Here is a 24,728-nt window from a genome sequence, read left to right as displayed (position 1 = left end):
AGTAGGTTCCGCACCTAGGGTGGGAGGGTGCATTACCTGATCCGTACGGCCCTGGCCGCCGCAGCAGTGGGCGCATTGGCCCTCGGGGGAACCGTCCCGGCGCAGGCCCGGCCCGTGACCGAAGTGAGGTCGAGCATCGTGCACCCCGACAGTGCGGCCACCGCGCCCGTCCCCGAAGGCTTCGACGCCGTGGGGCCAAGGCTGCGGGTGGCAACCTTCAACGCCTCGCTCAACCGGCCCCAGCCCGGGCAGTTGGCCCTGGAACTCGATTCGTTTGTCGACCCCCAGGCGCAGGCCGTGGCCGAGATCGTCCAGCGCAGCGCCCCGGACGTGCTGTTGCTCAACGAGTTCGACCACGACGCCGAGGGCGCCGCCGCGGAAGGCTTCAGGGACAACTACCTGGCCCGCTCCCAGCGCGGACAGGCACACATCGACTACCCGTACATGTACCTGGCGCCCTCCAACACGGGCATCCCCAGCGGCGCCGACCTCGACGGGGACGGCGTCGTCGGCGGCCCGGCCGACGCGCTGGGCTACGGCGACTTCGAGGGACAGTACGGCATGGTCCTGTATTCGAAGTACCCCATCGACACCGCCAACGTGCGCACCTTCCAGAAGTTCCTGTGGAAGGACATGCCCGATTCCCGGCTGCCGACCCGGCACTACGACGAACTGGTCCGCGGCGTGCTGCGACTGCCCAGCAAGTCCATGTGGGACGTGCCGGTCCAGGTCGGCGGGCAAACGGTCCACGTGATTGCCGCCCACCCCACCCCGCCGGTCTTCGACGGCCCCGAAAAGCGCAACCAGGCACGCAACCACGACGAGATCCGGATGGTCAACGACTACCTCGGCGGCGGCAGCTACATCTACGACGATGCGGGCAAGCGGGGCCCGCTGGCCCCGGGCAGCAACTTCGTGGTGCTCGGGGACCTGAACGCCGATCCGCGCTCCGGAGATTCCAGCCCGGAGGCCATCAGGGCACTGCTGGAAAACCCGCTGCTGGTTGATCCGCTGCCCGCAGTGCCCCAGGCCGCGGGCGACCCGGTGCGGGGGCTTGCCGGGATCACGCGCAACGTGACGGGCACCGCCGACTTCGGGCAGGGAAGCGCCGGGGTGCTGCGCGTGGACTACGTGCTGCCCTCGGCGACGCTGCCGGTGCGCAGCTCGGGGGTCTATTGGCCCGCCGCCGGGCAGGACGGCGCCGACCTGGTATCCGGATGGCCGCCGGCCAGCAGCGACCACCGGCTGGTCTGGGTCGACGTCTCGCTCGGGAACTAGGCGCGGCATCCCGGGCCACGACGAACGGCCGCCACCTCCCCGCGGGGAGGTGGCGGCCGTTCGGCATTCGGGGCGGCCCGCGGGTCAGGAAACCCGGTGGTCGCCACGCTCCGCGTCCGCGGCTTCCGCCTGGACGTCGGCTTCGGGGACCCCGGGAGCGGCCAGGCGCCGGGAGCGGCGCCGGGAGCGGCGCCGGGCCAGGGCGTTGAGCACCCCGATTGCCACCGTGAGCCCCGTGGTGGCGATGAGCTGGGTGCGGCTGGCGGGGTCGAAGAGCGCCAGCACCACGATGCCCGCAAGCATCGCCAGCGCCAGGATCGAGAGGTACGGGAAGAGCGGCATCCGCACCGGCAGGTGGATGGACGGGTCCCGGTCCGCGCGGATGCGCAGGATCAGCTGCGAGAGCGCAATGAATCCCCAGGTGACCAGCAGCGTGGAGCCCACGGCGTTGAGCAGCATCGGCATGACCAAATCCGGGGCCAGGTAGTTCATGGCCACCGCGACCGAACACAGGATCACCGAGGCGGTCACCGCGACGTACGGGGTGTTGCTGCGGTTGCGCACCTGGATAACCCGCGGGGCGATTCCGCGCTCGGAGAGCGAAAGCAACATGCGCGAGGCGGCATAGATGTTCGCGTTCATGGCCGAGAGCAGGGCAATGACCACCACGAGGGCCATGATCGAGTCGATCCAGGGGATGTGCGCGAAGGTGAGCACCGCGACGAACGGCGAGGCGGCAAGCTCCGGCGAATACCAGGGCAGCACCGAGACCATCACCAGGGCCGAGCCCACGTAGAACACCAGCACGCGGAACAGCACGCCACGCACCGCCTTGCGGATGGAGGTGCGCGGGTCGTCGCTCTCGGCCGCGGCAATGGCCACGATCTCGATGCCGCCAAAGGCGAAGATGACCATCAGCAGCCCGGCGCACAGCCCGACCACGCCGTTGGGCAGGAATCCGTCGTGCGCCACCAGGTTGGACAGGCCCGTGGCCGCCACCCCCGGCACCAAACCAAGGATGATCGCCACGCCGGTGCCCAGGAACGCCACGATCGCGGCGACCTTCAGGAAGGAGAACCAATACTCGAACTGGCCGAAACGTGCCACGTTCGCCAGGTTGACGGCGGTCAGCAGCACCACGAACAGCAGCGACCAGGTGCCCTGGGAAACCCCGGGGAACCAGCCCCCGATGATGGCCGCGGCGCCGGTGGCCTCGGCGGCGATGACGATGACCCCCTGGATCCAGTAGAGCCAGCCGATGATCGCCCCGGCGTTGGGACCCATGGCCTTGGCGGCATAGACGGAGAAGGAGCCCGAGGACGGGTTCGCCGCGGCCATCTCGCCGAGCATGTTCATGATCAGGATGACCAGGAAGCCGGCCAGCGCGAAGGCCAGGATGATGCCCGGGCCGGCCACGGCAACGGCTTGCCCGGAGCCGATGAACAGTCCGGCGCCAATGGCGCCGCCCAGGCCCATCATGGTGATTTGGCGGGTGTTCAGGCTCGCGGTCTTGGGAGCCACGGCGCTGCTAGACATGGGCGGGGGCTTCCTGCAGTGCGGAGATGAGGGCGGTGGCGATGGCCTGATTGGCCTCGGCGGACCCGATGGAGATCCGGATGCCTTCCCCGGGGAAGGCGCGCGCCCAGATGCCGGAGGCGCGCAGCGCCGCATCCACGGCCTCGGTGGCGTCCCCGGTGGAAATCCAGATGAAGTTGGCCTGGGATTCGGTGACGTTGATTCCGGCGTCGCGCAACGTGGCCAGCAGGGATTCGCGGGCGGCCACCAGGTCGTCGATGCGCACCTGCAGTTCGCCCTCGTGCTCCAGCGAAAGCACCGCGGCGCGCTGGGCGAGCGCGGTGACGCCGAAGGGGACTGCGGTCTTGCGCAGGTTCGCGGCGACCTCCGGGGGAGCCACGGCGTAGCCGATGCGCAGCCCGGCCAGCCCGTAGGCCTTGGAGAAGGTGTGCAGCACCGCGACATTGGGATAGCGGCGGAAAAAATCCAGGCCGATGGCCGAGCCCGAGTCGGTGTTGAAGTGGACGTAGGCCTCGTCGATGACCACCAGCACGCGGGCCGGGACCTTGGCCATGAAGGCATCGACCGCGGCGGTGTCCACGACGGTGCCGGTGGGGTTGTTCGGGTTGCAGATGAACACCAGCGCGGTGCGTTCGGTGATGGCCTCGGCCATGGCGGGAAGGTCGTGGGCACCGCGCTCGTCCAGCGGCACCGTCACCGGGGTTGCCCCGGCCACGTGGGCGAGGATCGGGTAGGCCTCGAAGGAGCGCCAGGCAAAGACGACCTCGTCGCCCGGGTTGGTGGTGGCGTGGATCAGCTGTCCTGCGACCTCGACCGAGCCGGCGCCCAGGGCAATGGTGTCCGGCTCCACGCCGAGGCGTGCGGCCAGGGCGCCGACCAGCTCGGGGGCTGCGGCGTTGGGGTATTGGTTGATGGCGCCCAGTTCCGCGGCAAGCCCGCCGGTGACCGAATCCAGCGGCGGATAGGGGTTCTCGTTCGAGGAGAGCTTGAACGCCTGCTGACCGGCACCCGGCGTGGCGCCCTGCTTGTAGGCGGGGATCGCGTGCAGGGATGTGCGCTGGACAATGCTCATGGTGGGGGTGCCTTTCGAAAACAAGCTGCTCGCACGTCGCCGGTGACGTGACTCACAAAAGCTACGAAAACAAGCTCCGGCGGGTCAACCGCCCGGCAAAACACCGCACAACATGTACACAAAGTTCACTGCGTGTCGTGAATCACTGGGCATTGTGTCCAATGTTTTTTCTAGCCGCATTCAGCGTACCGCCATTGCGCTGCACGCCGTTTCGCGAACGCCCACCGGGCTCCGGGGCGGGCTCGGGATTCCGGAGTGCTGCATCCCGCGCCAACGGGATGACCCGGTTCTCGAAGTGCGTTGCCAGCACGATGGAGGAGGAGGAACGGCCCATGCCCTCGGTGGAGGAAATCGCATCGAGCACCCGCTGCAGGTCCCCAGTCGAGCGGGCGACGATCTTCACCAGGAAGTCGCTGGAGCCCGAGACGGTGTGCAGCTCGAGGATCTCGGGGATCCGGGCGAGCTTCCCCGCCATGCCGTCGTGGCCCAGGTTCTGCTGGATCCTCAGCGAGCAGAATGCCGTGACCGGGTAACCCATGGCCGCGGCATCGATGTGCGGGGCAATCCGGGTGATCACCCCGGACTCGTGCAGCCGGTTCAGCCGGTTCTGCACGGTGCCGCGGGCCACCCCCAGGCGCTTGGAGCACTCCATGACCCCGATGCCGGGAAAATCGGTGAACAGCTCGATCAGCGACACGTCCAACGAATCGATTCTCATGCGCCCCAGTATGCGATGCGGCTCGCCGTCCGCGCGAATCGGGCGGGCCGGCACCGGTTACGGTGGGGGAATGGATGAGGGAATCTATTCGCGCCCGGCGCCGCAGCGTGAAGGCACCGACCTGGTCGTGGTGCTCCATGGGTACGGTTCGAACCCCGAACGCATGACGGGCTGGTTCGACGAACTTCCGCCGCACGCCACCGGCGTGGCACTGCGCGGCCCGATGGATGTGGGCGGGGGCTGCGGTTGGTTCCTGCTGGACTACTTCCTGGCCAACGACTTTGCCCAGGTCGTCGCCGCCGCGCAGCGGGTCTTCGACTGGCAGGACCGCCACGCCCGTGGCTACCGTTCGATCAGCGTGCTCGGGCATTCCCAGGGCATGGCCATGGCCACCACGCTGCATCGGCTGCGGCCCAAAACCTACAAGGTCCTCGTGGGCCTGAGCGGCTTCGTGCTCTCCAACGAACTGCTGAACCTCACGGACACGGTTCCCGGACCCGGGGCCGCGATCCCGTGCTTCTGGGGGCGGGACCCGCGCGATGTGGTCATCAACCCGGACGCCATCGCCCACACGGACCAATGGCTGGCGAGCAACACGGCGCTGACCGCACGCACCTACCCGGAGATGGGGCACGGGTTCGGGGCGGACGAACGCCGCGACGTGCGCAACTTCCTCAAGCACTATCTGGCACCCTGACCAGGTCGGCGCCTGGCGGGGCGACAAGCAGGATCAACCGGATGGTTGATCCGGGCGGGAACGCTTCCGGGCAGAGTTGGTGGTGGGATGCGGCAAGGCCCCGGCCATTCGGGTCCTGCCGGCACAACCATCGCCTGCCCGGGCACCTGCGACAAGGAAGAACACTCTCATGATGCGCCTGCTGTACACCGTCTTTGCCTTTGGAATCACCGGGGTCCTCTCGGGCCTGTACTACCGGGAGTTGACCAAGGCCAACGACTTCATGGACCGCTCGGCCTCCCAGCTGCCGTTGGTCCACACGCACCTGCTGGTGCTTGGCTTCGTCTTCCTGCTCATCGTGCTGGCGCTGGAGAAGATCCTTGGAATCTCCGCCGCCGCCCCGCGCGCCTTCACCTGGTTCTACTGGCTGTGGACGCTCGGCGTCGCGGTGACCGGAGGGATGATGCTGGTGAAGGGGACGCTCGTGGTGCTGGGCACCGACGCAAGCTCTGCGGCCTTCGCCGGGATCGCCGGCCTGGGACACATTTCCCTGGCCGTTGCCGTGGTCGTGCTGTTCGTGTCCCTGCGGGCGGCGCTGAAGAAGGCCGAGGCCGTCGGCCCGGTTGCGCCGGCGCTCGCCGGTCGCTGAGTAGAAACCCGGCAGTTGCGCCCGTGGAGCGGCACCTTCCTCCCCGGGAGTGTGCCGCGCCATGGCTGGTTCGTGGTGAACCGCGTCGAATGGCCTGAAGCCGGAATGCCGCTAGGCCAGTGCCTTGGCCTTGAGCCCGGCGAATTCGGATTCCGAAATGGTTCCGGAATCCAGCAATGCCTTGGCCTCGGAAATCTGCCGTGCAGGTTCCGGCGGGCCGGCCAACGACCGGAGGTAGTCCTCGGTGCTTGCCACAGCCTCCTGGGCACGTGTTTGCTGGCGCAAGGCCATGCCGCGGCCCCGCACCACCAGATACACCAGCGCGGTCAACACCGGCAGGGCAATGAGAAGCAGGATCCACAGGGCCTTCAGCCAGCCGCTGAGTCCTGCGTCGCGGAAGAGGTCGGAGACAATTTGGAACATCACGACCAGGTATGACAAATACAGGAAAACGACGATTAGCGACCAAAGTGTTTCTGCGAAATTCATGGTGATTCCCTCTCTCGGGAATGGCGAATCCGGGGGTGACGCATCGAATGGACCAAGCATAACCTTAAAACAAGACTTTGAAATGTTTTATGTTTTCGCCAAGCACGCACGATTCCGGCCGGAAAGCGTCCGCTTGGGCCGATTGCGCTTATGCCCAGCGAAAAACATGTGTACAGCGACCGGCCCGGTGCCCATAGAGTGGGAAGCAGGATGAAAAAGAACCCCATTACCTCCACTGTCATTGGCCCGGACGGCAAGCCCAAGCCGGGGGTGCAGGGCGCCATCATGAAGGCCGTCGGCGTGCAGCGCCCGCTGGTCCTGGCCTACCTGCGGCGAATGCGGCGCAAGAATCCGGGCCGCAGCGCGGCGGAACTGGCCAAGCTGGTCGAACGCGACTACCTGCTCACCATCACCGGCTCCGGTGCCGCGGTGGGTGCCACCGCGGCCATCCCCGGAGTGGGGACCGTCGCGGCCCTGGGGTTCTCGGCCGCCGCAACCGTGGCCTTCCTCGAGGCCAGCGCCCTCTACGCCCAGTCACTGGCAGAACTTCACGGCATCACCACCGAGGACCCGGACAAGGCCCGGCTCCTGGTCATGGCGATCCTGCTGGGCGACGAGGGCAGCTCGATGATTTCGGCCCTGACCCACCAGGCCGCAGGCCACGGCGCGGGACCCGTCAAGGGATGGGCGGCAATGTTCGGGACCAACAAACCCTCCAGCCTGGTCTCGACGCTGCAGGGAACCATCCAGCGGACCTTCCTGAAGAAGATGTTCGCCACCCAGGGTGCTTCGATGCTTGGGCGGATGGTCCCCTTTGGCATCGGCGCGGCGGTTGGTGGCTTCGGCAACCGCTTCCTGGGCAAGAAGGTCATCGAGGCCGCGGGCCTGGCCTTCGGCACCCTGCCGACCACCATCCCCGGGCAACTGGTCAGCGAGGGCGAACGGCGCGAGGCCATGGCCGAGGTCGAGGCCGGCATCGAGGCCGAACGCCTGCGGCGCGGAACGAGCCTGGAAGCCGGCGAGACGCCTTAACGCAGCAGCGCGTTGGCCACCGTGAAGATGGCCAGGCCCGCCAGGGAGCCCACGACCGTGCCGTTGATGCGAATGAACTGCAGGTCCCGTCCCACCTGCAACTCGATCTTTTCGCTGGTTTCCCGCCCGTCCCAGCGGGCCACGGTCTCGGTGATCAGCGAGGTGATCTGCCCGCGGTAGTTCTCCACGACGTAGCCCACGGCGTTGCCCACCCACCCGTTGACCTTCGCCGCGAGCTGCGCGTCGTCGCGCAGCCTGGCACCGAGGTCGCGGATCGCCGCAATCATGGATCGGCGCAGTTCCGATTCCGGGTTTTCCATGGAGTCGATCAGGCCGGCCTTGATCGAGGACCAGCTGGTGGCCGCAAGATCACGCAATTGCGCATCCCCCAGCACCGAATGCTTCAAGGCCTCGACCTTGGCGATCATTTCGGCGTCGTCCTGCATGTCGGTGGCGAATTTCTCCAGCCACGCATCGATGCTCAGCCGCATCGGGTGGTGCGGGTTCTCGCGCACGGCACGGACGAATTTGTGCAGCTCGCGGTGAAGCTTCTCGCCCAGCAGGGTGTCGACCATCGCCGGCACCCAGGAAGGGGAACGCTCGGCGACCAGGGACACGATCATGACGCGGTTGCCGTCGACCCACTGCTCGGCGCGTTCGGCCAGCAGGTCCACCGCGGGTTTGTGGTGCCCGTCGGCGACCACGCGCGCCATGATCCGCCCCAGGGTCGAGGACCACTCTGGGGCGAGCATGTGTTTCTTGGCCAGCGACTCCAGCAGGGCCAGCACGTCGCGGTCGTCCAGGACCTCCAGCACCGCCCGGGCCACCGTGGAAACCTCCTGGGAAACCCGGGTGGCCGCCTCGTCCTTGGCGAGCCACGTCCCGACGCTGCGCGAGACATCGAATTGCTGCAGTTTGGCGTCCACGACCTCCCGGGAGAGGAAGTTTTCCTGCACGAACTGGCCCAGGCTTTCGCCGATCTGGTCCTTCTTGCGCGGGATGATCGCGGTGTGCGGGATCTTGAGCCCCATCGGGTGTTTGAACAGGGCGGTGACGGCGAACCAGTCGGCCAATGCGCCAACCATTCCGCCCTCGGCCGCCGCCCGCACGTACTCCAGCCACGGGTAGCTGTGCTGCAGCGCGAAGGCCACGGCGAAGATCACGGCAAAGACCGCCAGCAGGGAGGTGGCCAGGCGTTTCATCTTGCGCAGCGCGACCGCCTTGGCGGCATCGTTTGCTGCGGCAAGGCCGAATCCTGTCGATGTCATGGGTGCGGCTCCCTTGGCCTGGGCGTGCGGGTGGGACAGGGTTCCAACGATAGTTCACTAAGCCACAGGCGCGGGAAGCGGCACGGATGCCGTGCCCGGCGGTAGCGTGAAAGGCATGAGAACCCTCGTCTATGCCCACCGCGGTTCGTCACAGGCCTACGCGGAAAACACGCGCGCAGCCTACATGCAAGCCCTTGCTGACGGGGCGGACGGCATCGAGTGCGACATCCACCTGAGCTCGGACGGCTTCGTGGTGTGCCACCACGACCCCACGGTCGATAGGACCTCGGACTCCAGCGGGCGGGTAGGGGAAAAGACCCTGTCGGAGTTGAAGGCACTGGATTTTTCGTCCTGGAAGAACCCGGCGATCCCGGCGGCCTACGGGGGGCTGCACGAGCAATTGGTGACGCTGGGTGAACTCGTCGGGCTCCTGCAGGATGCCGGCCGTCCCATCGGCCTGGCCGTGGAGATCAAGCATCCAAGCCCCTTCGGCAGGCGGCTGGAGGAGGCGATGTTCGAGGAGCTTTCGGCCCTGGGTTGGGACGCGGAGACCTCCGCGCTGGGCAACATCCAGGTCTCCTTCATGAGCTTCGACCCGGATTCGGTGCGGTACCTGATGGAACGGGTGTCCCCGGACCACGTCTGCCAACTGGTCACCGAGGTCGACGAGGAGTGGATCGATGAGCTGGTCAAGGCCGGGGAAACCGACAGGGCCGGCGTGGCCGCGGTGCTGGCCCGGGCCATGACCGCGGGGGTCGACCTGCTTGGTTCCGGGGTGCCGCAGCTCGCCGGCCCGGGCGTGGCCTACATGCGCAAGTACCCACAACTGACCGATGCCTGGCTGGCCCGCGGGGCGATACTCCGGGTGTGGACCGTCGATGACCCGCAGGACGCCAGCTACCTCGTGAAGCGCGGGGTCGCCCAACTCACCAGCAACGTTCCCGCGGCCATCAAGGAACACCTCGGCCTGAACGGGTGCCCGGGAGCCGAAGCGTAGGCTGGCATTCGTGGAACCACAAACAAGCGCATATTTCTCCGACACCTACCTCTTCGAGACCGAAACCGTCGTCATCGCCGCCGGGCACACCGATGCCGGCGAAGCGTGGATCGCGTTGGGCCCGAACATCTTCCACCCGCGCGGCGGGGGACAGATGGAGGACGCCGGCACGGTCGATGGCCGCGAAGTCACAGTGGCTCGCCAAGGGAACGGCCTGGTGGTCCTGTCCGGCGAGGAACTGCCCGGGCTCGGGACCACGGTGCACGCCGCCGTGGATCCCGGCACCCGCTTGCTGCATGCCGCCCTGCACACCGCCGGCCACTTGGTTGGATTCCTGGGCGAGGAGCGGGGCTGGCGGCACAGCGGGCACAGCCACTTCCCCGGCCAGGCCCGCCTGGACTTCCACCCCGAGTCTGTCGCCGAGGACCTCGGCGACCCGGACACCCGTGCCGCGGTTATCGCGCAGCTCCAGGCGCGGATGCAGGAACTGATCGACACCCGGGCGCCGGTCACCAGCAGCATTGACGCCCACGGGATCCGCACCGTGGCGATCGCCGGGGTCAACGCCGAACCGTGCGGCGGCACCCACGTCAGCGACCTGGGTGCCTTGAAGGGTGCCCGGATCCTGGAGGCCAAGATCAAACGCGGCGCACTGAAGGTGCGCTACGAGGCCACCCACGCCTAAGCCCGGGCCACAGGCAACCGCAGACCACGATGCACGCGGCGGCATCGGCGATGGCTAAGCTTGATGCCGTGCCATCCCTCATGACTCCAGCAACCAAGATCGGTTCATCCATTGCGGTTGCCACGGGCCTTTATGCGATTTCCTACGGCGCGCTGGGCGTTGCCGCAGGGTTGAACCTCTGGCAGGTAATGGCGCTGAGCCTGTTGATGTTCACCGGGGGCTCGCAATTCGCCTTCATCGGGGTGATCGCCGGCGGGGGTTCCCCGGGGGCGGCCTTTGGCGCGGCCACGCTCCTGGGCGTAAGGAATGCCGTCTACGGCATGCAGATCAAGGCCATGCTCAGACCGAACGGACTGAAAAAGCTGCTGGCCGCGCAGGTGACCATCGACGAATCCACGGCCACCGCCGCCGGGCAGAGCGACCCGGCCGAACAGAAACGCGGTTTCTGGGTCGCGGGAATCGGCGTATACGTCTTGTGGAATATCTTTACCGTCGCCGGGGCCCTGCTTGGCGACGCGCTGGGAGACCCCAAGGCCTGGGGCCTTGACGGTGCCGCGGTGGCGGCGTTCCTGGGGCTGCTGTGGCCCCGCCTGAAATCGGCCGAACCGGTTGCCATCGCCACGGTGTGCGCATTGGCCACCGTCCTGGCGATCCCGCTGGTCCCGCCGGGTGTGCCGATCCTGGTGGCGGCCCTCGTCGCGGGAGTCTGGGGCTACTTCGGACGGGGACCGGCAACGGAGGGGCTGGAACCGGATGTCGAGCCGCACCCAACCCGGAGGGACGCCGAATGAGCGAAATGTGGTGGTGGATCCTTGCCGGCTGCGCGGCAGCCTACGGCATCAAGCTCCTGGGCTACCTGGTCCCGGAAAAGATCCTTGAAAACGAGAAGATGACCCGTGCCGCGGGAACCTTGACCATTGGCCTGCTGGCATCGCTGACCATCGTCAACACGGTGGCCAGCGGAACCGCGGTGGCCTTCGACGCGCGGGTGGCGGCCCTGGTTGTCGCCGGCGTCGCGCTGCTGCTGCGCGCCCCGTTCCTCGTGGTGGTCATCGTCGGTGCCGGGGCCGCGGCACTGGCTCGCTATCTGGGCTGGGGCTAGGAATCTTGCCCCCGGACGCTGGCAAAAACCAGCGTCGAATAGGTGTTGCCCGGCTCCAGGGCGATTGACACGAAGCCCGGACGGGCCGTGCCGGTGACGAAGACGTCCGCCGTTGCGACCTTCCGGTCGCATGGAACCGCCAACACGTTGTTGTCTTCCAGTTCCAGGTGCAGCGTCCCGGACCCGGCGCACACGGCCATCAAGGTCAGCCGGGTTCCCTCGTAGCGCCCCAGCGCGGCGGTTGCCTTGACCTTCGCCCGGTCGGCGGACCCCATGCCCATCAGCACGTGGGCCTCGCCGGGAACCAGATCCATCAGGTCTTGCAGTGCCTCGGTCGGGGACGCCCGCGACGAGGCGAGGGGCCCGGCGGCGCAGCCGCCCAGCGCGCAGAGCAGCATCGCGGCCGTGCCGATCCGCACCCATGCCCCCACGTTTACCGTCTCCCAAGTATTTGCCGGTTGGGCTTGAGCCTTGCAGAGCACTTGGCCCTTGGCAAGGAAAACACCAACGGATCTTCTTGTATGTCGTGTTTCCGGCGCCGGCAAGTGACATGTCGGTGCCGCGGTGGCACAGTGGAAGCATGATTGTTGCCTTCTCTGTCGCCCCCAGCACCGACAACACCGACGGGTCGGTCCACGAAGCCGTGGCCGCCGCCGTCAAGGTCGTCCGGGACTCCGGCCTGCCCAACTCCACCTCCTCGATGTTCACGGAACTCGAAGGCGAATGGGACGAGGTAATGGACGTCGTCAAGCGGGCCACCGAAGCCGTTGCCGCCTACGGTTCCCGGGTGTCCCTGGTGCTCAAGGCAGACATCCGCCCCGGCTACACCGGCGAGTTGACCGGAAAGATCGAGCGACTGGAAAAGGCCATCAACTCACAGGAGTAGCAAACATGGAAACCTCAGCAGCCCTGCCCGGCCCGGCCGACGTCGACAAGTACCTGGTGGAAAAATTGCTCGCCCCGGAACCGGAAATGGCGAAGGCGCGGGAACGCGCCCACGCCGCCGGGCTCCCGCACATCGAGGTCAGCGCGGTACAGGGCAAGTTCCTGATGCTGCTGGCCCAGATCGCCGGTGCCAAGCGGGTGCTGGAAATCGGCACCCTGGGCGGGTATTCTACGACCTGGCTGGCCCGCGGGGTCGGCCCCGGCGGGCACGTGACCACCTGCGAGTACGAGCCGTTGCACGCCCGGGTGGCCGCGGACAACCTTGCCGCGTGCGGGGTCGAGGACCGGGTGGACATCCGCATCGGCGCGGCCCTGGACACCCTCGATGCCCTGCTGGCCGAGGGCGGTGAACCCTTTGACTTGATCTTCATCGATGCGGACAAGGAAAACAACGGGCACTACATCGACCTGGCCATCACGCTGGGCCGCACCGGAAGCGTCATCGTGGTGGACAATGTGGTGCGCGAGGGCGCGGTGCTGCGGCCCGGGGATCCGCTCTCCGAGGCCGGGCGGATGGTCAACGGCGTGCGGCAGGGGATCGATGTGCTCGGCTCCAACCCGCGGCTCGACGCCACGGCACTGCAGACCGTCGGGGCCAAGGGCTGGGACGGCTTTGCCCTGGCCGTCATCCGCTAGGAAGCCCGGCAGACAACCGCCCCGGGGCGGGGCTGATTCGGGGTGCCCGCTCCTTTCGTCGCGGCGGCCGCCAAGCGCATAAGCTTGCCCCTGTGACTACCGATCCCTGCACCATCCGACTTGCCGTGCCCGAAGACATTCCCGCAGCCCTCGAAATGAAGCTCGCGTCCTGGGAAGAAGCCTATGGCAGCCAGCGCCCCGCCTCCTTCTTCGCCAACGCCCGCGCCTCCCTGGAGCAACAGGCCGACTGGTGGACCCGCGGCCTGGCCCAGGGCGCCGAGCTGTGGATCGCCGCCAGCACATCAGGTGACATCGTTGGCATCGCCGGCGGCGGCCCCGCGGCGGACGACGACTCGGACACCGGGATCGCCATCGAACTGCAGGTCCTCTACGTCCTGGCCTCGCAACACGGCACCGGACTGGGCGAGCGCCTGATGGCCGCCGCGCTGGGGAACCGCGACGCGGTGCTCTGGGTGCTTGAGCACAACCAGCGTGCCCGCGGGTTCTACGAGAAGCACGGCTTCGTGGCCGACGGCCGCGTCGAGGCATTGGTCGACGACTGGGCCGGACTGAACGAGCTGCGCATGGTCCGCCGCGGTGCCGACCGTGGCTAAGGGCAGGAACAAGGGAGCCCGGAACAACGCGCCGGTGGCGCCCACCACCCTGGCCGCACCGACCGACGGCCCGCTCGAGGGCATCTACCACATCGACACCGGCACCGCGGAACTGGAACGGGACCCGTACTCGCCCACCGGCTGGCTGCTGCGCATCAACGACGTCCCCTCCTCACACGTGGACCTGGCCGACCCCGGTCACCTAGACTTCGAATACATGCGCTGGATCGCGGCCCTGATCCGTTCGCGCTTCGTCCCCTCGCAGATCGAGGCGGCGGGGCACAAGCTGCGGGTCCTGCACCTGGGCGGCGGAGCCTGCTCGATGGCGCGCTGGGCCTCGGACACCTACCCCAACGCCCGCCAGGTCGTCGTCGAACTGGACGGCAAGCTTGCCGCCCTGGTGCGTGCCTGGTTCGACCTGCCGCGCGCACCGCTGCTGCGGATCCGCGTGGGGGAGGCCGGGGAAGTGCTGGCCACGCTCACCGACGCCACCCGCGACCTGCTCATCCGCGACGTCTTCGCCGGGGACCAGACGCCCAGGGACCTGACCACCCTGGCGTTCACCGCGCACGCGGCCCGCGTGCTGGACGCCAACGGGCTGTACATCGTCAATTGCGGGGACACCCCGGCACTGGAAAACGCCAGGCGGGAAGCCGCCACCATCTGTGCGGTCTTCAAGCACGTGGCCATCGTCGCGGACCCGACCATGCTCAAGGGCCGTCGCCACGGAAACGTCATCATCGCCGGATCGAACGCGCCGATCCCCGCAGGTGCCGGCTTCATCCGCGAACTGCTCGGCGGCGGGGTCCCGGCCCAGCACTGGGACGATGCCACGGTGCGCAACTTCGCGCGCCACTCCACCGCGGTCTAGACCGGCCCGCCCCTGGTCTCGCCGGCCGGTGGCCGCGCGCCGCCCGCTATAGGCTTGGGTTCCGCGACCGAACCGCAGCGGAACCGGTTTCGCCGCACGACCCACCCATCTTGAGCAGGAGCCACGCACCGCGATGAATACCCCGGCAACGATTTCCTTCACGCGTGAGGGTGAGGAACGCAGCGCCCGCTGGTCCTCGGCCAACGACGCGGCCGCGCCCCGCAGCATCCAGGTCGTCGACGACGCACTCGGCGCCGACGAGGCCTACCGGCTGGCCGCGGCGGGCACCGGCCTGCTCTTCACCGGGGACTACCACAACGCCCGCCAGCTGCTCGGGGCGATCGCCCGGCGCATCCCCGACGGAACGCGGGCCAAGCCCAAGCGCAACGCCGCGGAACCCACCACCGCCGAGCGCTTCTACAAGTACCGCCAGGCGCGCACCCAGCGCGCGCGGGTGCTGGCAATGCTGCTGGTCCCGGTGGATCCGGGACCCGTGGTCCCGCTGCGCCGCGCCCCCGACGTCTCCGGGGCCTGGCTCAACGCCTTCGGCCCGGTCGACGAACCCACCGTGGTGTCCCTGCAGGAACTGCTCGGGGCCATCGGCGCCCAGCAGTGGCGGGCCACCGGGCTGCACGTTCCGGCCCTGGGCGCGAGGATCCACCCGCACTACGGCACCTTCGCCCCGGTGCGCGGGGAATACCTGGACCTGGTGGCACGCGCGGAACTTCCGGGCACCGCGCTGGCCTTCGACATCGGCACCGGCACCGGGGTGCTGGCAGCGATCCTGGCCCAACGCGGCGTCGGGCAGGTCACCGGCACCGACTCGCAGGCCCGGGCCGTGGCCTGCGCCAACGCGAACCTCGAGGCTCTGGGCCTGTCCGGCAGCGCCACCGCCATCGTGCAGGACATGTACCCGCAGGGCAAAGCGGACGTGGTGGTGTGCAACCCGCCGTGGCTGCCCGGGACCCCGCAGACGCTGCTGGACTACGCGGTCTACGACCCGAAATCGGCCATGCTGCGTGCGTTCCTCAGGGGCCTGCCGGCGCACCTTTCCGAGGGCGGGCAGGGCTGGCTGGTCATTTCCGATCTGGCCGAGCGCCTGGGGTTGCGCACCCGCGAACAATTGCTGGGGTGGATCGAGGAGGCCGGGCTGGTGGTGCGCGGGCGCGATGACACCGTACCGTCGCACGGCCGCGCCGCCGACGCGTCCGACCCGTTCCACGCCGAACGCTCGGCCGAGGTCACCTCGCTGTGGAAGCTCGAGGCCAGGTAGCCGCACGAACGCGCCGGGGAGACAAAAGAAGCGGGCCGCGGGGAGGATTTCCTCCCCGCGGCCCGCTTCCGTGCAGGCGGTGTCCAATGCCGCGGGCTAGGCGCCCATTGCCTGCTCGATGACGCCGATGCCGAAGAACAGCACGAAGGCGGCGGCAACTGCCCACATCAGCGGGTGCACCTCGCGGGCGCGACCCTGGATGGCCCGGATGAACACGAAGGACACGAAGCCGGCCCCGATGCCGTTGGCGATCGAGTAGGTGAAGGGCATCAGCACGAAGGTCAGGAACGCGGGGATGGCCACACCCATGTCGTTCCAGTCGATCTTCGAGACGTGCGAGATCATCATGAAGCCAACGACCACCAGGGCCGGGGCTACGGCCTCGAACGGGACCAGGTGGATCAGCGGGGTCAGGAACATCGCGGCCAGGAACAGCACTCCGGTGACGATGGAAGCCAGGCCGGTGCGGGCGCCCTCGCCGATGCCGGCACCGGACTCCACGTAGATCTGGCTGGAGGAAGCCGAAGCGCCGCCGCCCACCACGGCACCCATGGCGTCGACCAGCAGCACCTTGTCCACGTCAGGGATGTTCCCGTCCTTGTCCACGGAGCCGGCCTCATTGGCCAGGCCCACCATGGTGCCCATGGCGTCGAAGAAGATGGACAGCAGGATCACGAAGGCCAGCAGCAGGGCTGCGGTCACGCCGAGGTTCTGGAAGGCGCCGAAGATGTTGGCCTGCCCGATCAGCGAGAGGTCCGGCAGCGCCCAGTTCGGCATCGAGGGGGCCACCAGCGACCAGCCCTGCGGGTTGGCGGTGGTGCCGTCGAAGGACGGGCCGATCTTGAACACGGCCTCGAGGACGTTTGCCAGGACGGCGGAGACGATGATGCCGATGAGGATGGCGCCCTTGGTCTTGCGCACGACCAGGGCGATGGTCAGCAGCAGGCCGACGATGAACACCAGGATGGGCCAGCCGACCAGCGTGCCCTCGAAGCCCAGGCCGACCGGGACGGTGGTTCCGGCGGCATCCGGGATGCGGCGCACGAAGCCGGCGTTGACCAGCCCGATCAGCGCAATGAACATGCCGATGCCGACCACGATGGCGGACTTGAGGCTCGCGGGCACGGCGTTGAACACCGCGGTGCGGAAGCCGGTGAGCACCAGCACCAGCATGGTCAGGCCCGAAACGATGACAAGGCCCATGACGTCGGGCCAGGTGAGCCCGGGGTTGGTTGCCACGGTCACGGCGATGAAGGCATTGACGCCCAGCCCGGTGGCCATGGCGAAGGGGTGCCGGGCCCAGGCACCCATCAGGATAGTCATGATGCCGGCAACCAGTGCGGTGGCGGCGGCGACCCGGGCCGAACCCAGGGAGTCGCCGTTGGAATCCGCACCGGCAAGGATCAGCGGGTTCAGCACCACGATGTAGCTCATGGCAAAGAAGGTGGCAAAGCCGCCACGGATTTCTCTGGAGTAGTTGGATCCGCGTTCGGAGACCTTGAAGTAACGGTCCAGACGCGAAACTTTCGTCTTTTCGAGGAGGGAGTTTTCCTGTGAGGGCATGGGGGAAGTATAGTTCGGTTTTACGCCGCTAGGCGAAAAAACAAGGGAGAAATGCGCCACGCTCGGCAACAGATAGACCCACGTCACACTGTGGTGAACAATGGAAGCACGGGACCTCGTACGGGGAAGCCCGCGAGGACCCAGACCGTGACGCGTAGGAGTGAAGACGATGAGCGAAAACAACAGGCCCGAGGGTGACGCCGAGGTCATCGAGGGAATCGTTGTCGGTGTCGACGGTTCGGACCAGGGCCTTTGCGCCCTGAAGTGGGCCGCACAGGAAGCCAAGCGGCGCGGAAGCATCCTGAACATCGTGACGGCCTACACGATCCCTGTCTTCGCCGCCTCGTCCATGGATGCAGGCTATGCCACGCTGGACGACCAACTGATCCGCAACGGCGCCGAGGAAGTCGTCCGCCAGGCGCGTGCCACGATCACCGACACGGACATCACGGTGCGTACCTACATCGAGTCCGGCGACCCGGCCGGGGTGCTGCTGGACCTGAGCCGGCAGGCCGAGCTGATCGTGGTCGGCACCCGGGGCCGCGGCGGATTCGTCGGAAGGCTGCTCGGATCGGTTTCCAGTGCACTTCCGGCCCACGCCAAGTGCCCGACCGTCGTGGTGCCGCTGTGCGTTGCCAAACGAGAGGAAGGCGACGTCCAGGTCCAGGACCGCATCGTCGTCGGCGTGGACGGATCGGACCGGGCGCGCCTGGCCGTGCTCGTTGCCGCCGAGCTGGCCGCCACCCGCGGACTGACGCTGCGCGTGGTCTGTGCACTGGCCCCGATCAGCGGCGCCCTGGCCTGGATGCCGGCAACCGTCGACCAGGAAGCCGTCACCGCCGACGTGCGCCACCAGATGGGCATCGGCAAGGCCTGGCTGCAGAGCCTGTTCCCGGGCCTGGAAATCGAGACCGACGTGATCGACGGCGCCCCGGTGGAAATCCTGATCCGTGAATCCCAGACCGCCAGGCTGCTGGTGACCGGCTCACGCGGCCGTGGAGGCTTTGCGGGGATGCTCCTGGGCTCGACCAGCCAGGGTGTGCTGCACCACTCCAAGGGCCCCGTGATGGTGGTTCCCGACGGGGACGACCCGCGGCTGGCTTCCCGCCAGGAGTTCGAGGACAGGGCCAACGGCCTGTAGGCCGATCCCCGTCCAATGAGTGAGGGCGCTGCAACCAACGGTTGCAGCGCCCTCACTCATGGTGGGCTGGCTGGCTTCGTGCCTAGTAGCGTCCCGCGTAGGGATGCAGGTTGTTGACCCAGCTCAACGGGGTCACGGAGATGCCGCTGTTGGGGTTGCGTGCATGCAGGACCTGTCCACCGCCCAGGTAGATGGCGACGTGGTAGAACGAATTGCCGCCGTTGGACGAGGAGAACACAAGGTCACCTCGGCGCAGCTGGCTGATCGGGACCTTGGTCGGGGCCGCGGCGTATTGCTGCGAGGAGCTCCGGGGCAGGCTGATGCCCGACTTGGAATAGGCCGCCTGCGCGAATGACGAGCAGTCGTAGAAGTCCGGGCCGTTGGCGCCGTACCTGTATTGCTTGGAATCGTCGTTGGCGATCATGCGGCCCCAGGCGAAGGCGGCGTTGTAGTTGCGCGACGATTGCGGCGCCGAAGTCTCGGGTTCGGGCTTGGGCTTGACCGATTCCTTCGGGGCCTGCGGAGCGATCGTCGGTGGCTTCGGCGTAGCGCTTGGCTTGGGCTTCGGCTTGGCCGTTTCCCTGGGTGCCTCGGGCTTGGCCGTCTCCTTGGGCTTGGGAGCCGGCTTAGGTGCCTGCGTCGCCTCGGGCTTGGGCTTGGCCGTTTCCTTGGGGGACTCGGGCTTGGGCGTCGGCTTCGGTGCCTGCGTCGTCTCGGGCTTCGGGGCAGGGGCCGACTCGGGGGCCCTGGGCGGAACCGCGACGGTCAGCTGGGGGGCCTTGGGCACCGAGGCCTTGGGGACCAGGGTTTGGCCCTGCGGACGCTCGGTGGGAACCTTCGGCGGGGCGGCAAGCGGCTTGATCTCAGGCGCCTTGCTTTGCTGGGTCTCCAGCGGCTTGGCCTGCGGCGCGTTGTCGATCAGCTCCTGGAGCTTCTTGGCTTCGGCTGCCGCTTCCTTGGCGGCAATGCGCTCGGCTTCCTTGGCCGCGTCGACCTCGTGCAGGAAGGCCAGCTGCCCAATGAGCTGCTCACGGAGCTGTTCCTGTGGCGCGATGGAGTCCTGGTAGCTGGAAAGGGTGGTCGTGGCCTTGGCGGCCGCGGTGCGCTGGGCGGAGGTGGCCTCGTCGGCGGCTTCCGCGGCCGCCGCTGCATAGTCCTGCCACGCCGTCCACAGTGCTGCCGCGTCCTCGGCATTGCTCACGGTCATGGTGCGGTTGGCGCTCAGGGCGTCCATGGTGGAGGCCTTGTACAGGACGTCGTTGTCCTTGCTGTCCTCCAACAGGGTCACCACGCCGGGGTTGACGCCGCCGTTGCGGTACAGGTCCGAGGCCAGGGCCCCGACATCCTTCTTGCTCGAAAGCAGGAACTCGGTGGCCTTCTCTGCCTCGGTCTTGGCTTCGTCGGCCGCTTGGGTGCGTTCGGCCAGGAGCTGGTCCGCGTCCAGCAGGATGTCCTGGGCGTCCAAGGCGGCGGCCTCGGCGGTGATGATGCGCTGGCGGCCGGATTCGATTTCGGATTCAAGTTGATCGACCAGGGCGCTGAGGGCCTCGGGATCTGACTTGGCTGCTTCCAGCTGGGCTTGGGTAGGCAGTGCGGTGCCCACGGTGTTGGGTTGCGCCGCGATGCTGCTTGGTGCGCCCAGCGTTGCCGCTGCGGCGGGGAGCCCGCCCGTAAAGCACGTGGCTGCCAATGCAATTGAGCAGGCGGCGACGCCCAATGTTTCCCTGATTGCCATGCCGTGTTGATCCTTACCGCGGCGATCGGTTTGCAAGTCTCGCAACCAATGCGAGAAATACGGCCTGAACGGTGCGGCCTGATCGCTGCTTCCTATAGCACCCTATGGGATACCTATTCACACTGGCAACAGCAGCCACATCAATAACTTCAATTACAACGGTGTAATTATTCCTTAATTCGATCTTAATATGCAGGCTATTCCGAGACAACGCCCCGCACCGAAGCCGTGTTGTCCAAGGTCAGTGCGGGGTGTCGCCGTGCGCCGCCAAGCGGTTCCGATCAGTAGCGGCCTGCGTACTTGTAGATATTGCGCATGCCCGCATAATTCAACCTGGTTACGGAAATACCGGCCTTGGGGTTGCGGGCATGGGCGATCTTGCCGTTTCCGACGTACATGGCCACATGGTAGAAGGACCGGCCGCGGTTGGACGACCAGAACACCAGGTCACCCTTCTTCAGCTTCGACAGCTTCACCTTCTTGGGCGCCGCCTTGTACTGGGCGCTGGAGGTGCGCTTGAGCTTCTTCCCGCCCTTCGCAAATGCCTTGCCCACGTAGCCGGAGCAATCGAAGTACCGCGGGCCGGTGGCACCATAGCGGTACTTGTACTTGTTGTTCTTGGCGATTTTCTTGGCCCACTTGACGGACTTCTTGATTCGGGCCGTCCGCGTCAGTTTTTTGGTGGGAACCTGGATGGCGGCGGTGGCCACGGAGGCGGTGCCGAGCGCGCCGATGGCCACCTGGGTGCTTTCGAGCGTCTCGGGATCCAGCGCCGGATCATTCACCGGTTCGGCGACGTTGGATTCGGAGTCCTCCAGCGCGGCGATGAGTTCGGCCTCCTCGCGGGATTCGGACTGCCTGGCAAGCCGCGCACTTTCTCGGGCAACCGAGGTCTTGCGCAGCGCCGCGGACGCCTCGACCAGATCCTCATGCTTGGCATTGAGTCGCAGCTCGGCCTGGTCGAAGAGCCCCTGGGCGGTGTGGGCGAGCCTTGCGGACTCCAGCTGTTGGACCTGGGCCTGGCTCCGGCCCAGGGCTGCCAGGGAGGTTCCGGCTAGGGAAGCTGCCGTGGTCCGGTCTTGCGTGGCGGCCTCTTCCGCGGCCACGGCGTTCTCCGTGGCCTCAAGTGTTGCCGCCTCGGCGTCTTGGAGGGCCGCGCGGACGGTGGCCAGCTGCTTCTCAAGGGCCTCTGTGGTCTTCGCGGGGGAGAGCTGGGCGGCTGCCATGGACTTGGTGATGGCGGCCAGCGGGCCCGGATTGAGCTGTTCGGGGGACGCAGCGTGGTGCTGTGCGGTGCGGCCGGCAGTTGGTGCCGGTGCACTGCTGGCGGTCAACGCGCCGGAGGCAATGAGTGCTGCGCTGGTCACGACGACCACGCTTTTGAGGATGGACATGAAGGGGGTTCCTAACTGCCTTGCAGTCCAACCAGGTGGTTGATTCGTGGCCGGGCAACCCGAAGCAGGATGGGCCTGCCGGGGTCAATTAGCGAAAATGGTCACGGGCTGTACTGCATCCCCAAGATGAAGGTGGGAGTGTGCGGGGGTGGCTTATGCAACGAATGCATAACGATAATGCGGGAGCTTTCGGGGTTTGTCGAGCCCCGTTTCGCGAGAAACGGTGATTTTGGGCGATTTCCGAGACCGTTTCGTTACATTTCGGATTGTCGAAACGCCGGGCTGGCCGGGGGCGATGCGCCAAGGGGCCACTGTCGGGGAAAGCCGCAGGAAATTTTCGGGCGAAACCGCCCGTCAGCCCCACCCGAGCTCGTGCAGCCGATCGTCGTCGATGCCGAAGTGGTGGGCGATTTCGTGAACGATCGTGATGCCAACCTCTTCGACCACCTGCTTTTCCGAGGTGCATATTTCCAGGATTGCATCTTTGAAGATCGTGATGCGGTCCGGCATCGCCCCGGCGCCCCATCCCGAGTCGCGCTCGGTCAGTGCCGTCCCCTCGTAGAGGCCAAGTAGTTTGGTGCCCGGGTCCTCGCCCGGCAATGGCTTGTAGGCGTCCTCGATGAAGATGGCGACGTTTTCCATCATCGAAAGCAGGGCCTCCGGGATTTCATCCAGGGCGCGCTCGGCCACAAGCTCAAATTCATCGTCGGTCATTTCGTACCCCATGCCTTGCACTCTACCGAGAGCAACTCCCGGCGGGGCAAGCGGTTTGGTGAGGTGGGACGTGGAAATCAGGGTGACGGGGGTCGCATTTTGGGCTCTCGAACGGTTCGTTTTGCGCGGTGGGAAATTTACCTCTATAGTTGTTTGAGTCCACTGCTGCGGAGAAATCCACGGCAGAGGTTCCTGGCCCCCATCGTCTAGCGGCCTAGGACACTGCCCTTTCACGGCAGCGGCACGGGTTCGAATCCCGTTGGGGGTACGCATGAAATGCGGATTTTGCACGAGCGAAAAGCTCTGGTAGAGTTCTTGTCTTGTGAGCGAGGGAGACTTCGCGAGTAAGGCCCTGTAGCGCAGTTGGTTAGCGCGCCGCCCTGTCACGGCGGAGGTCGCGGGTTCAAGTCCCGTCAGGGTCGCTTTGGTTTTCTGGTTCGCCGGAGGATCTCGGTGATCATCTTGCCTGATGATGCCAGGCTCTGTAGCTCAGTTGGTAGAGCGTTCGACTGAAAATCGAAAGGTCACCGGATCGACGCCGGTCGGAGCCACCATCTAAAACCCTCTTGGAAACAAGGGGGTTTTTGCTTTAACAAGAATCGCGGCCAGCGACGGCGGCTTCCGGCGGGAAGGGCCCCGCATCCGGCCCCAAGGGCGGCGGAGTCCCCGCCCACCTGACAATTCTTGCGATATGCGTCACGTTCAGTTGTAGGCTGGGGACGTACGCCGAGTGCCGTGTGGCGAGCGCAGAGAGGACCGGAATCGTGGATCATGAACTGACGGTGCACAACCTGCCCGAAACGGAAGCCAGCGGAACCACCAGGATCACCGACCTTGCCGTGGCAAAGGTTGCAGCCGCCGCGGCCCGCGCAATTCCGGGGGTGCATTCCCTGGGATTGGGCACCTCGCGGGCCTTGGGCGCCCTGCGCGGTGCGGTGGGATCGCCCCAGGAGCCGGCCCACGGGGTCAGCGTCCAAGTGGGGACCCGGCAAGTTGCCATCGACCTGGTGCTCACGGCGAACTACGGGATCCGCCTGCACGACCTGGCCGCCGCGGTGCGTGAAGCGGTATTCAATGCCGTCCAGGACCTAACCGACTTCGAGGTCATTGAGGTTAATATCGAAATCGGCGATGTCCACATTCCCGTCTCCGTTGCGGGATCCGAGAAACGTCGCGATGCGACGGTGGAGGAACAGGCATGAAACCCACACTGATTGGTGCGCTCCTGGGAGCCATCCTGGCCTGGGCGGCGCTGGCCCACGGCCTGGGCGGGTTCCTGCTCATGGCTCTGTTCATGGCGATCGGCGCCTTGGTTGCCCGGGTCGCCGGCGGACGGGTCGACATGCGTGCGATCCGGGACGCGCTGACCGGTCGACGATCCTCGTCATGAGCCAGCAGCCCCCTGCCACGCTGCGCGATCCGGGGGTTCCCCCGCGCGCGGGCTACACCCGGGTCAGCGCCCAGGCGCTGGCCGGCACGGCGCGTGCGGTGGCGGCCGATGCCTTTGGTGTCGAGCCGTCCCTGGTGAGGGCGTTCCTGCGTGACGACGCCGGCTACCTGGCCTTGTTCATCCAGTTGCCGGTGCCGCTCACGGATGCCGGCGGCATGGCCCGCGGCACGGTGCTTGAACGGGTGCGCGAGAAGCGCGCGGGCATTGGCGAGCAATTCACCGCACTTACCGGTTCCCTGGTCAGCCGAGTGGATGTGCGCGTCACCGGCATCGTGGACCAGACCCAGGGGAGACACTGATGCAGGAGCAGCCAGGGGGCATCCGTGAGCGCGAGTTGACCAGCGGGCGCTCTCCCGCAGCGATCGCCGCGGCCGCGTTGGTCATCCTGGTGTGCCTTTATGCCCTCTTTGAAGCGGCACTCAAGGCCCTGGGGCAGGAGCCCCTGGTGGCCACCCCGGAAACCTGGTGGCTCTGGATTTCCACCCTTCCTGGGAGCCTGCCGCCTGCCGGGCTGGCGGCCATCGGACTGGCCTCGGCCCTGTTTGGCCTGCTGCTTCTGGTGCACGGGCTGCGCCGCGGTAGGCGCGCACGGCACGCCCTGGCCTGTGAGGATGCAATCCTCATTGTCGACGACCAGGTGTTGGCCGCCTCGCTGGCCCGCCGGGCACGGGCGGAAGCCGGCGTCGGCCCGGGGCAGGTGCTGGTCACGGTGAACGGCGAACGCGTCGAGGTGCAGCTCAGCCCGACATCGGGCACCCCGGTCAACCCGGCTGCGGTCGTTGCCGGCCTGGAGGACGAGCTGCGGCTGAACCTGGTGGAACCGGCTCCGCGGGTCTACCTGCGGGTTGCCGAACGCGGGGTGGTCGGGCAATGAACCGGACCCCGAGACT

At 67.1% G+C, this 24,728-nt stretch carries 28 protein-coding genes and 3 tRNA genes; 21 read left to right on the top strand and 10 right to left on the bottom strand.

The features are described from left to right. Positions 1 to 27 precede the first annotated feature (27 nt). Positions 28 to 1,278, top strand: coding sequence for an endonuclease/exonuclease/phosphatase family protein (locus tag J2T21_RS08550; RefSeq protein ID WP_307580446.1), 1,251 nt, complete (start codon positions 28 to 30; stop codon positions 1,276 to 1,278). 84 nt (positions 1,279 to 1,362) lie between these two features. On the opposite strand, the gene J2T21_RS08545 is transcribed toward J2T21_RS08550, so the two are convergent. The 3 genes from J2T21_RS08545 to J2T21_RS08535 all read right to left on the bottom strand — a co-directional run bounded on the left by J2T21_RS08545 (position 1,363) and on the right by J2T21_RS08535 (position 4,604). Then, positions 1,363 to 2,814 (bottom strand): amino acid permease, encoded by a 1,452-nt coding sequence (locus J2T21_RS08545; protein ID WP_307580444.1) that lies wholly within the window; start codon positions 2,812 to 2,814, stop codon positions 1,363 to 1,365. Next, entirely contained in the window at positions 2,807 to 3,886 is a 1,080-nt protein-coding gene (gene hisC / locus J2T21_RS08540) for a histidinol-phosphate transaminase (protein ID WP_307580442.1), read from the bottom strand. Before hisC ends, J2T21_RS08545 begins: the two co-directional genes overlap by 8 nt. 142 nt (positions 3,887 to 4,028) lie before the next feature. Further along, complete coding sequence (locus J2T21_RS08535; RefSeq protein WP_307580440.1) at positions 4,029 to 4,604, bottom strand: Lrp/AsnC family transcriptional regulator; 576 nt, start codon at positions 4,602 to 4,604, stop codon at positions 4,029 to 4,031. Between the two features lie 70 nt (positions 4,605 to 4,674). On the opposite strand from J2T21_RS08535, the gene J2T21_RS08530 reads away from it, so the two are divergent. Both J2T21_RS08530 and J2T21_RS08525 read left to right on the top strand, forming a co-directional pair. Then, positions 4,675 to 5,301, top strand: a complete 627-nt coding sequence (locus tag J2T21_RS08530) for an alpha/beta hydrolase (RefSeq protein ID WP_307580438.1) — start codon at positions 4,675 to 4,677, stop codon at positions 5,299 to 5,301. A gap of 169 nt (positions 5,302 to 5,470) precedes the next feature. Then, positions 5,471 to 5,929 carry a DUF2871 family protein gene (locus J2T21_RS08525; RefSeq protein ID WP_307580436.1) on the top strand — a complete coding sequence of 153 codons (459 nt, stop codon included), beginning with the start codon at positions 5,471 to 5,473 and terminating at the stop codon, positions 5,927 to 5,929. 111 nt (positions 5,930 to 6,040) lie between these two features. Here J2T21_RS08525 and J2T21_RS08520 read toward each other — a convergent pair whose 3' ends face one another. Then, on the bottom strand, positions 6,041 to 6,418 hold the full coding sequence (locus J2T21_RS08520; protein WP_307580434.1) for a hypothetical protein: 378 nt from the start codon (positions 6,416 to 6,418) through the stop codon (positions 6,041 to 6,043). Positions 6,419 to 6,628: 210 nt separating this feature from the next. On the opposite strand from J2T21_RS08520, the gene J2T21_RS08515 reads away from it, so the two are divergent. Further along, positions 6,629 to 7,450 (top strand): hypothetical protein, encoded by an 822-nt coding sequence (locus tag J2T21_RS08515; RefSeq protein WP_307580432.1) that lies wholly within the window; start codon positions 6,629 to 6,631, stop codon positions 7,448 to 7,450. On the opposite strand, the gene J2T21_RS08510 is transcribed toward J2T21_RS08515, so the two are convergent. After that, a complete protein-coding gene (locus J2T21_RS08510; protein WP_307580431.1) occupies positions 7,447 to 8,718 on the bottom strand; it encodes a DUF445 domain-containing protein in 1,272 nt (423 codons plus the stop codon). The genes J2T21_RS08515 and J2T21_RS08510 overlap by 4 nt on opposite strands. 115 nt (positions 8,719 to 8,833) lie before the next feature. Between J2T21_RS08510 and J2T21_RS08505 the strand changes: the two genes are divergently transcribed. The 4 genes from J2T21_RS08505 to J2T21_RS08490 all read left to right on the top strand — a co-directional run bounded on the left by J2T21_RS08505 (position 8,834) and on the right by J2T21_RS08490 (position 11,502). Next, positions 8,834 to 9,715, top strand: coding sequence for a glycerophosphodiester phosphodiesterase (locus J2T21_RS08505; protein WP_307580430.1), 882 nt, complete (start codon positions 8,834 to 8,836; stop codon positions 9,713 to 9,715). A gap of 10 nt (positions 9,716 to 9,725) precedes the next feature. Further along, positions 9,726 to 10,400 (top strand): hypothetical protein, encoded by a 675-nt coding sequence (locus J2T21_RS08500; protein WP_071214577.1) that lies wholly within the window; start codon positions 9,726 to 9,728, stop codon positions 10,398 to 10,400. 80 nt (positions 10,401 to 10,480) lie between these two features. Then, positions 10,481 to 11,191, top strand: a complete 711-nt coding sequence (locus J2T21_RS08495; RefSeq protein WP_307580499.1) for an AzlC family ABC transporter permease — start codon at positions 10,481 to 10,483, stop codon at positions 11,189 to 11,191. After that, complete coding sequence (locus J2T21_RS08490) at positions 11,188 to 11,502, top strand: AzlD domain-containing protein (protein WP_307580427.1); 315 nt, start codon at positions 11,188 to 11,190, stop codon at positions 11,500 to 11,502. Before J2T21_RS08495 ends, J2T21_RS08490 begins: the two co-directional genes overlap by 4 nt. Here the strand turns inward: J2T21_RS08490 and J2T21_RS08485 are convergent. Continuing rightward, positions 11,499 to 11,933 carry a hypothetical protein gene (locus J2T21_RS08485; RefSeq protein WP_307580425.1) on the bottom strand — a complete coding sequence of 145 codons (435 nt, stop codon included), beginning with the start codon at positions 11,931 to 11,933 and terminating at the stop codon, positions 11,499 to 11,501. The genes J2T21_RS08490 and J2T21_RS08485 overlap by 4 nt on opposite strands. Positions 11,934 to 12,082: 149 nt before the next feature. Between J2T21_RS08485 and J2T21_RS08480 the strand changes: the two genes are divergently transcribed. The 5 genes from J2T21_RS08480 to J2T21_RS08460 all read left to right on the top strand — a co-directional run bounded on the left by J2T21_RS08480 (position 12,083) and on the right by J2T21_RS08460 (position 15,841). After that, positions 12,083 to 12,388, top strand: a complete 306-nt coding sequence (locus J2T21_RS08480) for a thiamine-binding protein (protein ID WP_071214581.1) — start codon at positions 12,083 to 12,085, stop codon at positions 12,386 to 12,388. 5 nt (positions 12,389 to 12,393) lie between these two features. Continuing rightward, positions 12,394 to 13,083 (top strand): O-methyltransferase, encoded by a 690-nt coding sequence (locus tag J2T21_RS08475; RefSeq protein ID WP_307580423.1) that lies wholly within the window; start codon positions 12,394 to 12,396, stop codon positions 13,081 to 13,083. Between the two features lie 92 nt (positions 13,084 to 13,175). Next, positions 13,176 to 13,697, top strand: a complete 522-nt coding sequence (locus J2T21_RS08470) for a GNAT family N-acetyltransferase (protein WP_307580421.1) — start codon at positions 13,176 to 13,178, stop codon at positions 13,695 to 13,697. Positions 13,698 to 13,731: 34 nt separating this feature from the next. Further along, positions 13,732 to 14,568, top strand: coding sequence for a spermidine synthase (locus tag J2T21_RS08465; RefSeq protein WP_307580419.1), 837 nt, complete (start codon positions 13,732 to 13,734; stop codon positions 14,566 to 14,568). 133 nt (positions 14,569 to 14,701) lie between these two features. Next, positions 14,702 to 15,841: a class I SAM-dependent methyltransferase gene (locus J2T21_RS08460; protein WP_307580417.1), complete on the top strand. Its 1,140-nt coding sequence runs from the start codon at positions 14,702 to 14,704 to the stop codon at positions 15,839 to 15,841. Between the two features lie 96 nt (positions 15,842 to 15,937). On the opposite strand, the gene J2T21_RS08455 is transcribed toward J2T21_RS08460, so the two are convergent. After that, complete coding sequence (locus J2T21_RS08455) at positions 15,938 to 17,404, bottom strand: NCS2 family permease (RefSeq protein ID WP_071214585.1); 1,467 nt, start codon at positions 17,402 to 17,404, stop codon at positions 15,938 to 15,940. A 169-nt stretch (positions 17,405 to 17,573) separates the two neighbouring features. Here J2T21_RS08455 and J2T21_RS08450 point away from each other — a divergent pair, with 169 nt between their 5' ends. Then, complete coding sequence (locus J2T21_RS08450; protein WP_307580414.1) at positions 17,574 to 18,545, top strand: universal stress protein; 972 nt, start codon at positions 17,574 to 17,576, stop codon at positions 18,543 to 18,545. Between the two features lie 82 nt (positions 18,546 to 18,627). On the opposite strand, the gene J2T21_RS08445 is transcribed toward J2T21_RS08450, so the two are convergent. From J2T21_RS08445 to J2T21_RS08435, 3 genes are all read right to left on the bottom strand, one after another. Beyond that, positions 18,628 to 20,280 carry an NlpC/P60 family protein gene (locus J2T21_RS08445; RefSeq protein ID WP_307580412.1) on the bottom strand — a complete coding sequence of 551 codons (1,653 nt, stop codon included), beginning with the start codon at positions 20,278 to 20,280 and terminating at the stop codon, positions 18,628 to 18,630. 281 nt (positions 20,281 to 20,561) lie between these two features. Further along, positions 20,562 to 21,674: a C40 family peptidase gene (locus J2T21_RS08440; RefSeq protein ID WP_307580410.1), complete on the bottom strand. Its 1,113-nt coding sequence runs from the start codon at positions 21,672 to 21,674 to the stop codon at positions 20,562 to 20,564. A 354-nt stretch (positions 21,675 to 22,028) separates the two neighbouring features. Next, complete coding sequence (locus J2T21_RS08435; RefSeq protein WP_307580408.1) at positions 22,029 to 22,400, bottom strand: metallopeptidase family protein; 372 nt, start codon at positions 22,398 to 22,400, stop codon at positions 22,029 to 22,031. A gap of 183 nt (positions 22,401 to 22,583) precedes the next feature. Between J2T21_RS08435 and J2T21_RS08430 the strand changes: the two genes are divergently transcribed. From J2T21_RS08430 to J2T21_RS08400, 7 genes are all read left to right on the top strand, one after another. Next, positions 22,584 to 22,656 (top strand) — tRNA-Glu (locus tag J2T21_RS08430). A gap of 80 nt (positions 22,657 to 22,736) precedes the next feature. Beyond that, positions 22,737 to 22,810, top strand: a tRNA-Asp gene (locus J2T21_RS08425). A 56-nt stretch (positions 22,811 to 22,866) separates the two neighbouring features. Next, a tRNA-Phe gene (locus tag J2T21_RS08420) sits at positions 22,867 to 22,942 on the top strand. Between the two features lie 210 nt (positions 22,943 to 23,152). Continuing rightward, positions 23,153 to 23,590: an Asp23/Gls24 family envelope stress response protein gene (locus tag J2T21_RS08415; protein ID WP_307580407.1), complete on the top strand. Its 438-nt coding sequence runs from the start codon at positions 23,153 to 23,155 to the stop codon at positions 23,588 to 23,590. Beyond that, positions 23,587 to 23,778: a hypothetical protein gene (locus J2T21_RS08410; protein ID WP_307580405.1), complete on the top strand. Its 192-nt coding sequence runs from the start codon at positions 23,587 to 23,589 to the stop codon at positions 23,776 to 23,778. Before J2T21_RS08415 ends, J2T21_RS08410 begins: the two co-directional genes overlap by 4 nt. After that, positions 23,775 to 24,137, top strand: a complete 363-nt coding sequence (locus tag J2T21_RS08405) for a hypothetical protein (RefSeq protein WP_307580403.1) — start codon at positions 23,775 to 23,777, stop codon at positions 24,135 to 24,137. The genes J2T21_RS08410 and J2T21_RS08405 overlap by 4 nt, the downstream gene beginning before the upstream one ends. Next, positions 24,137 to 24,712, top strand: a complete 576-nt coding sequence (locus J2T21_RS08400; RefSeq protein ID WP_307580401.1) for a hypothetical protein — start codon at positions 24,137 to 24,139, stop codon at positions 24,710 to 24,712. The genes J2T21_RS08405 and J2T21_RS08400 overlap by 1 nt, the downstream gene beginning before the upstream one ends. Positions 24,713 to 24,728 lie beyond the last annotated feature (16 nt).

It is taken from the genome of Paeniglutamicibacter psychrophenolicus (assembly GCF_030812255.1).
GTDB classification, from domain to species: Bacteria; Actinomycetota; Actinomycetes; order Actinomycetales; family Micrococcaceae; genus Paeniglutamicibacter; species Paeniglutamicibacter psychrophenolicus_A.
The sequence above is the reverse complement of the archived record's forward strand: the minus strand, read 5'-3'. Positions and strand labels throughout refer to the sequence as shown.

Bases quoted from the DNA above. Each gene is read 5' to 3' on its own strand.
- J2T21_RS08545 (WP_307580444.1), bottom strand. From the start codon at position 2,814: ATGTCTAGCAGCGCCGTGGCTCCCAAGACCGCGAGCCTGAACACCCGC.
- hisC (WP_307580442.1), bottom strand. From the start codon at position 3,886: ATGAGCATTGTCCAGCGCACATCCCTGCACGCGATCCCCGCCTACAAG.
- J2T21_RS08535 (WP_307580440.1), bottom strand. From the start codon at position 4,604: ATGAGAATCGATTCGTTGGACGTGTCGCTGATCGAGCTGTTCACCGAT.
- J2T21_RS08530 (WP_307580438.1), top strand. From the start codon at position 4,675: ATGGATGAGGGAATCTATTCGCGCCCGGCGCCGCAGCGTGAAGGCACC.
- J2T21_RS08525 (WP_307580436.1), top strand. From the start codon at position 5,471: ATGATGCGCCTGCTGTACACCGTCTTTGCCTTTGGAATCACCGGGGTC.
- J2T21_RS08520 (WP_307580434.1), bottom strand. From the start codon at position 6,418: ATGAATTTCGCAGAAACACTTTGGTCGCTAATCGTCGTTTTCCTGTAT.
- J2T21_RS08515 (WP_307580432.1), top strand. From the start codon at position 6,629: ATGAAAAAGAACCCCATTACCTCCACTGTCATTGGCCCGGACGGCAAG.
- J2T21_RS08510 (WP_307580431.1), bottom strand. From the start codon at position 8,718: ATGACATCGACAGGATTCGGCCTTGCCGCAGCAAACGATGCCGCCAAG.
- J2T21_RS08505 (WP_307580430.1), top strand. From the start codon at position 8,834: ATGAGAACCCTCGTCTATGCCCACCGCGGTTCGTCACAGGCCTACGCG.
- J2T21_RS08495 (WP_307580499.1), top strand. From the start codon at position 10,481: ATGACTCCAGCAACCAAGATCGGTTCATCCATTGCGGTTGCCACGGGC.
- J2T21_RS08490 (WP_307580427.1), top strand. From the start codon at position 11,188: ATGAGCGAAATGTGGTGGTGGATCCTTGCCGGCTGCGCGGCAGCCTAC.
- J2T21_RS08480 (WP_071214581.1), top strand. From the start codon at position 12,083: ATGATTGTTGCCTTCTCTGTCGCCCCCAGCACCGACAACACCGACGGG.
- J2T21_RS08475 (WP_307580423.1), top strand. From the start codon at position 12,394: ATGGAAACCTCAGCAGCCCTGCCCGGCCCGGCCGACGTCGACAAGTAC.
- J2T21_RS08460 (WP_307580417.1), top strand. From the start codon at position 14,702: ATGAATACCCCGGCAACGATTTCCTTCACGCGTGAGGGTGAGGAACGC.
- J2T21_RS08455 (WP_071214585.1), bottom strand. From the start codon at position 17,404: ATGCCCTCACAGGAAAACTCCCTCCTCGAAAAGACGAAAGTTTCGCGT.
- J2T21_RS08450 (WP_307580414.1), top strand. From the start codon at position 17,574: ATGAGCGAAAACAACAGGCCCGAGGGTGACGCCGAGGTCATCGAGGGA.
- J2T21_RS08445 (WP_307580412.1), bottom strand. From the start codon at position 20,280: ATGGCAATCAGGGAAACATTGGGCGTCGCCGCCTGCTCAATTGCATTG.
- J2T21_RS08440 (WP_307580410.1), bottom strand. From the start codon at position 21,674: ATGTCCATCCTCAAAAGCGTGGTCGTCGTGACCAGCGCAGCACTCATT.
- J2T21_RS08435 (WP_307580408.1), bottom strand. From the start codon at position 22,400: ATGGGGTACGAAATGACCGACGATGAATTTGAGCTTGTGGCCGAGCGC.
- J2T21_RS08410 (WP_307580405.1), top strand. From the start codon at position 23,587: ATGAAACCCACACTGATTGGTGCGCTCCTGGGAGCCATCCTGGCCTGG.
- J2T21_RS08405 (WP_307580403.1), top strand. From the start codon at position 23,775: ATGAGCCAGCAGCCCCCTGCCACGCTGCGCGATCCGGGGGTTCCCCCG.
- J2T21_RS08400 (WP_307580401.1), top strand. From the start codon at position 24,137: ATGCAGGAGCAGCCAGGGGGCATCCGTGAGCGCGAGTTGACCAGCGGG.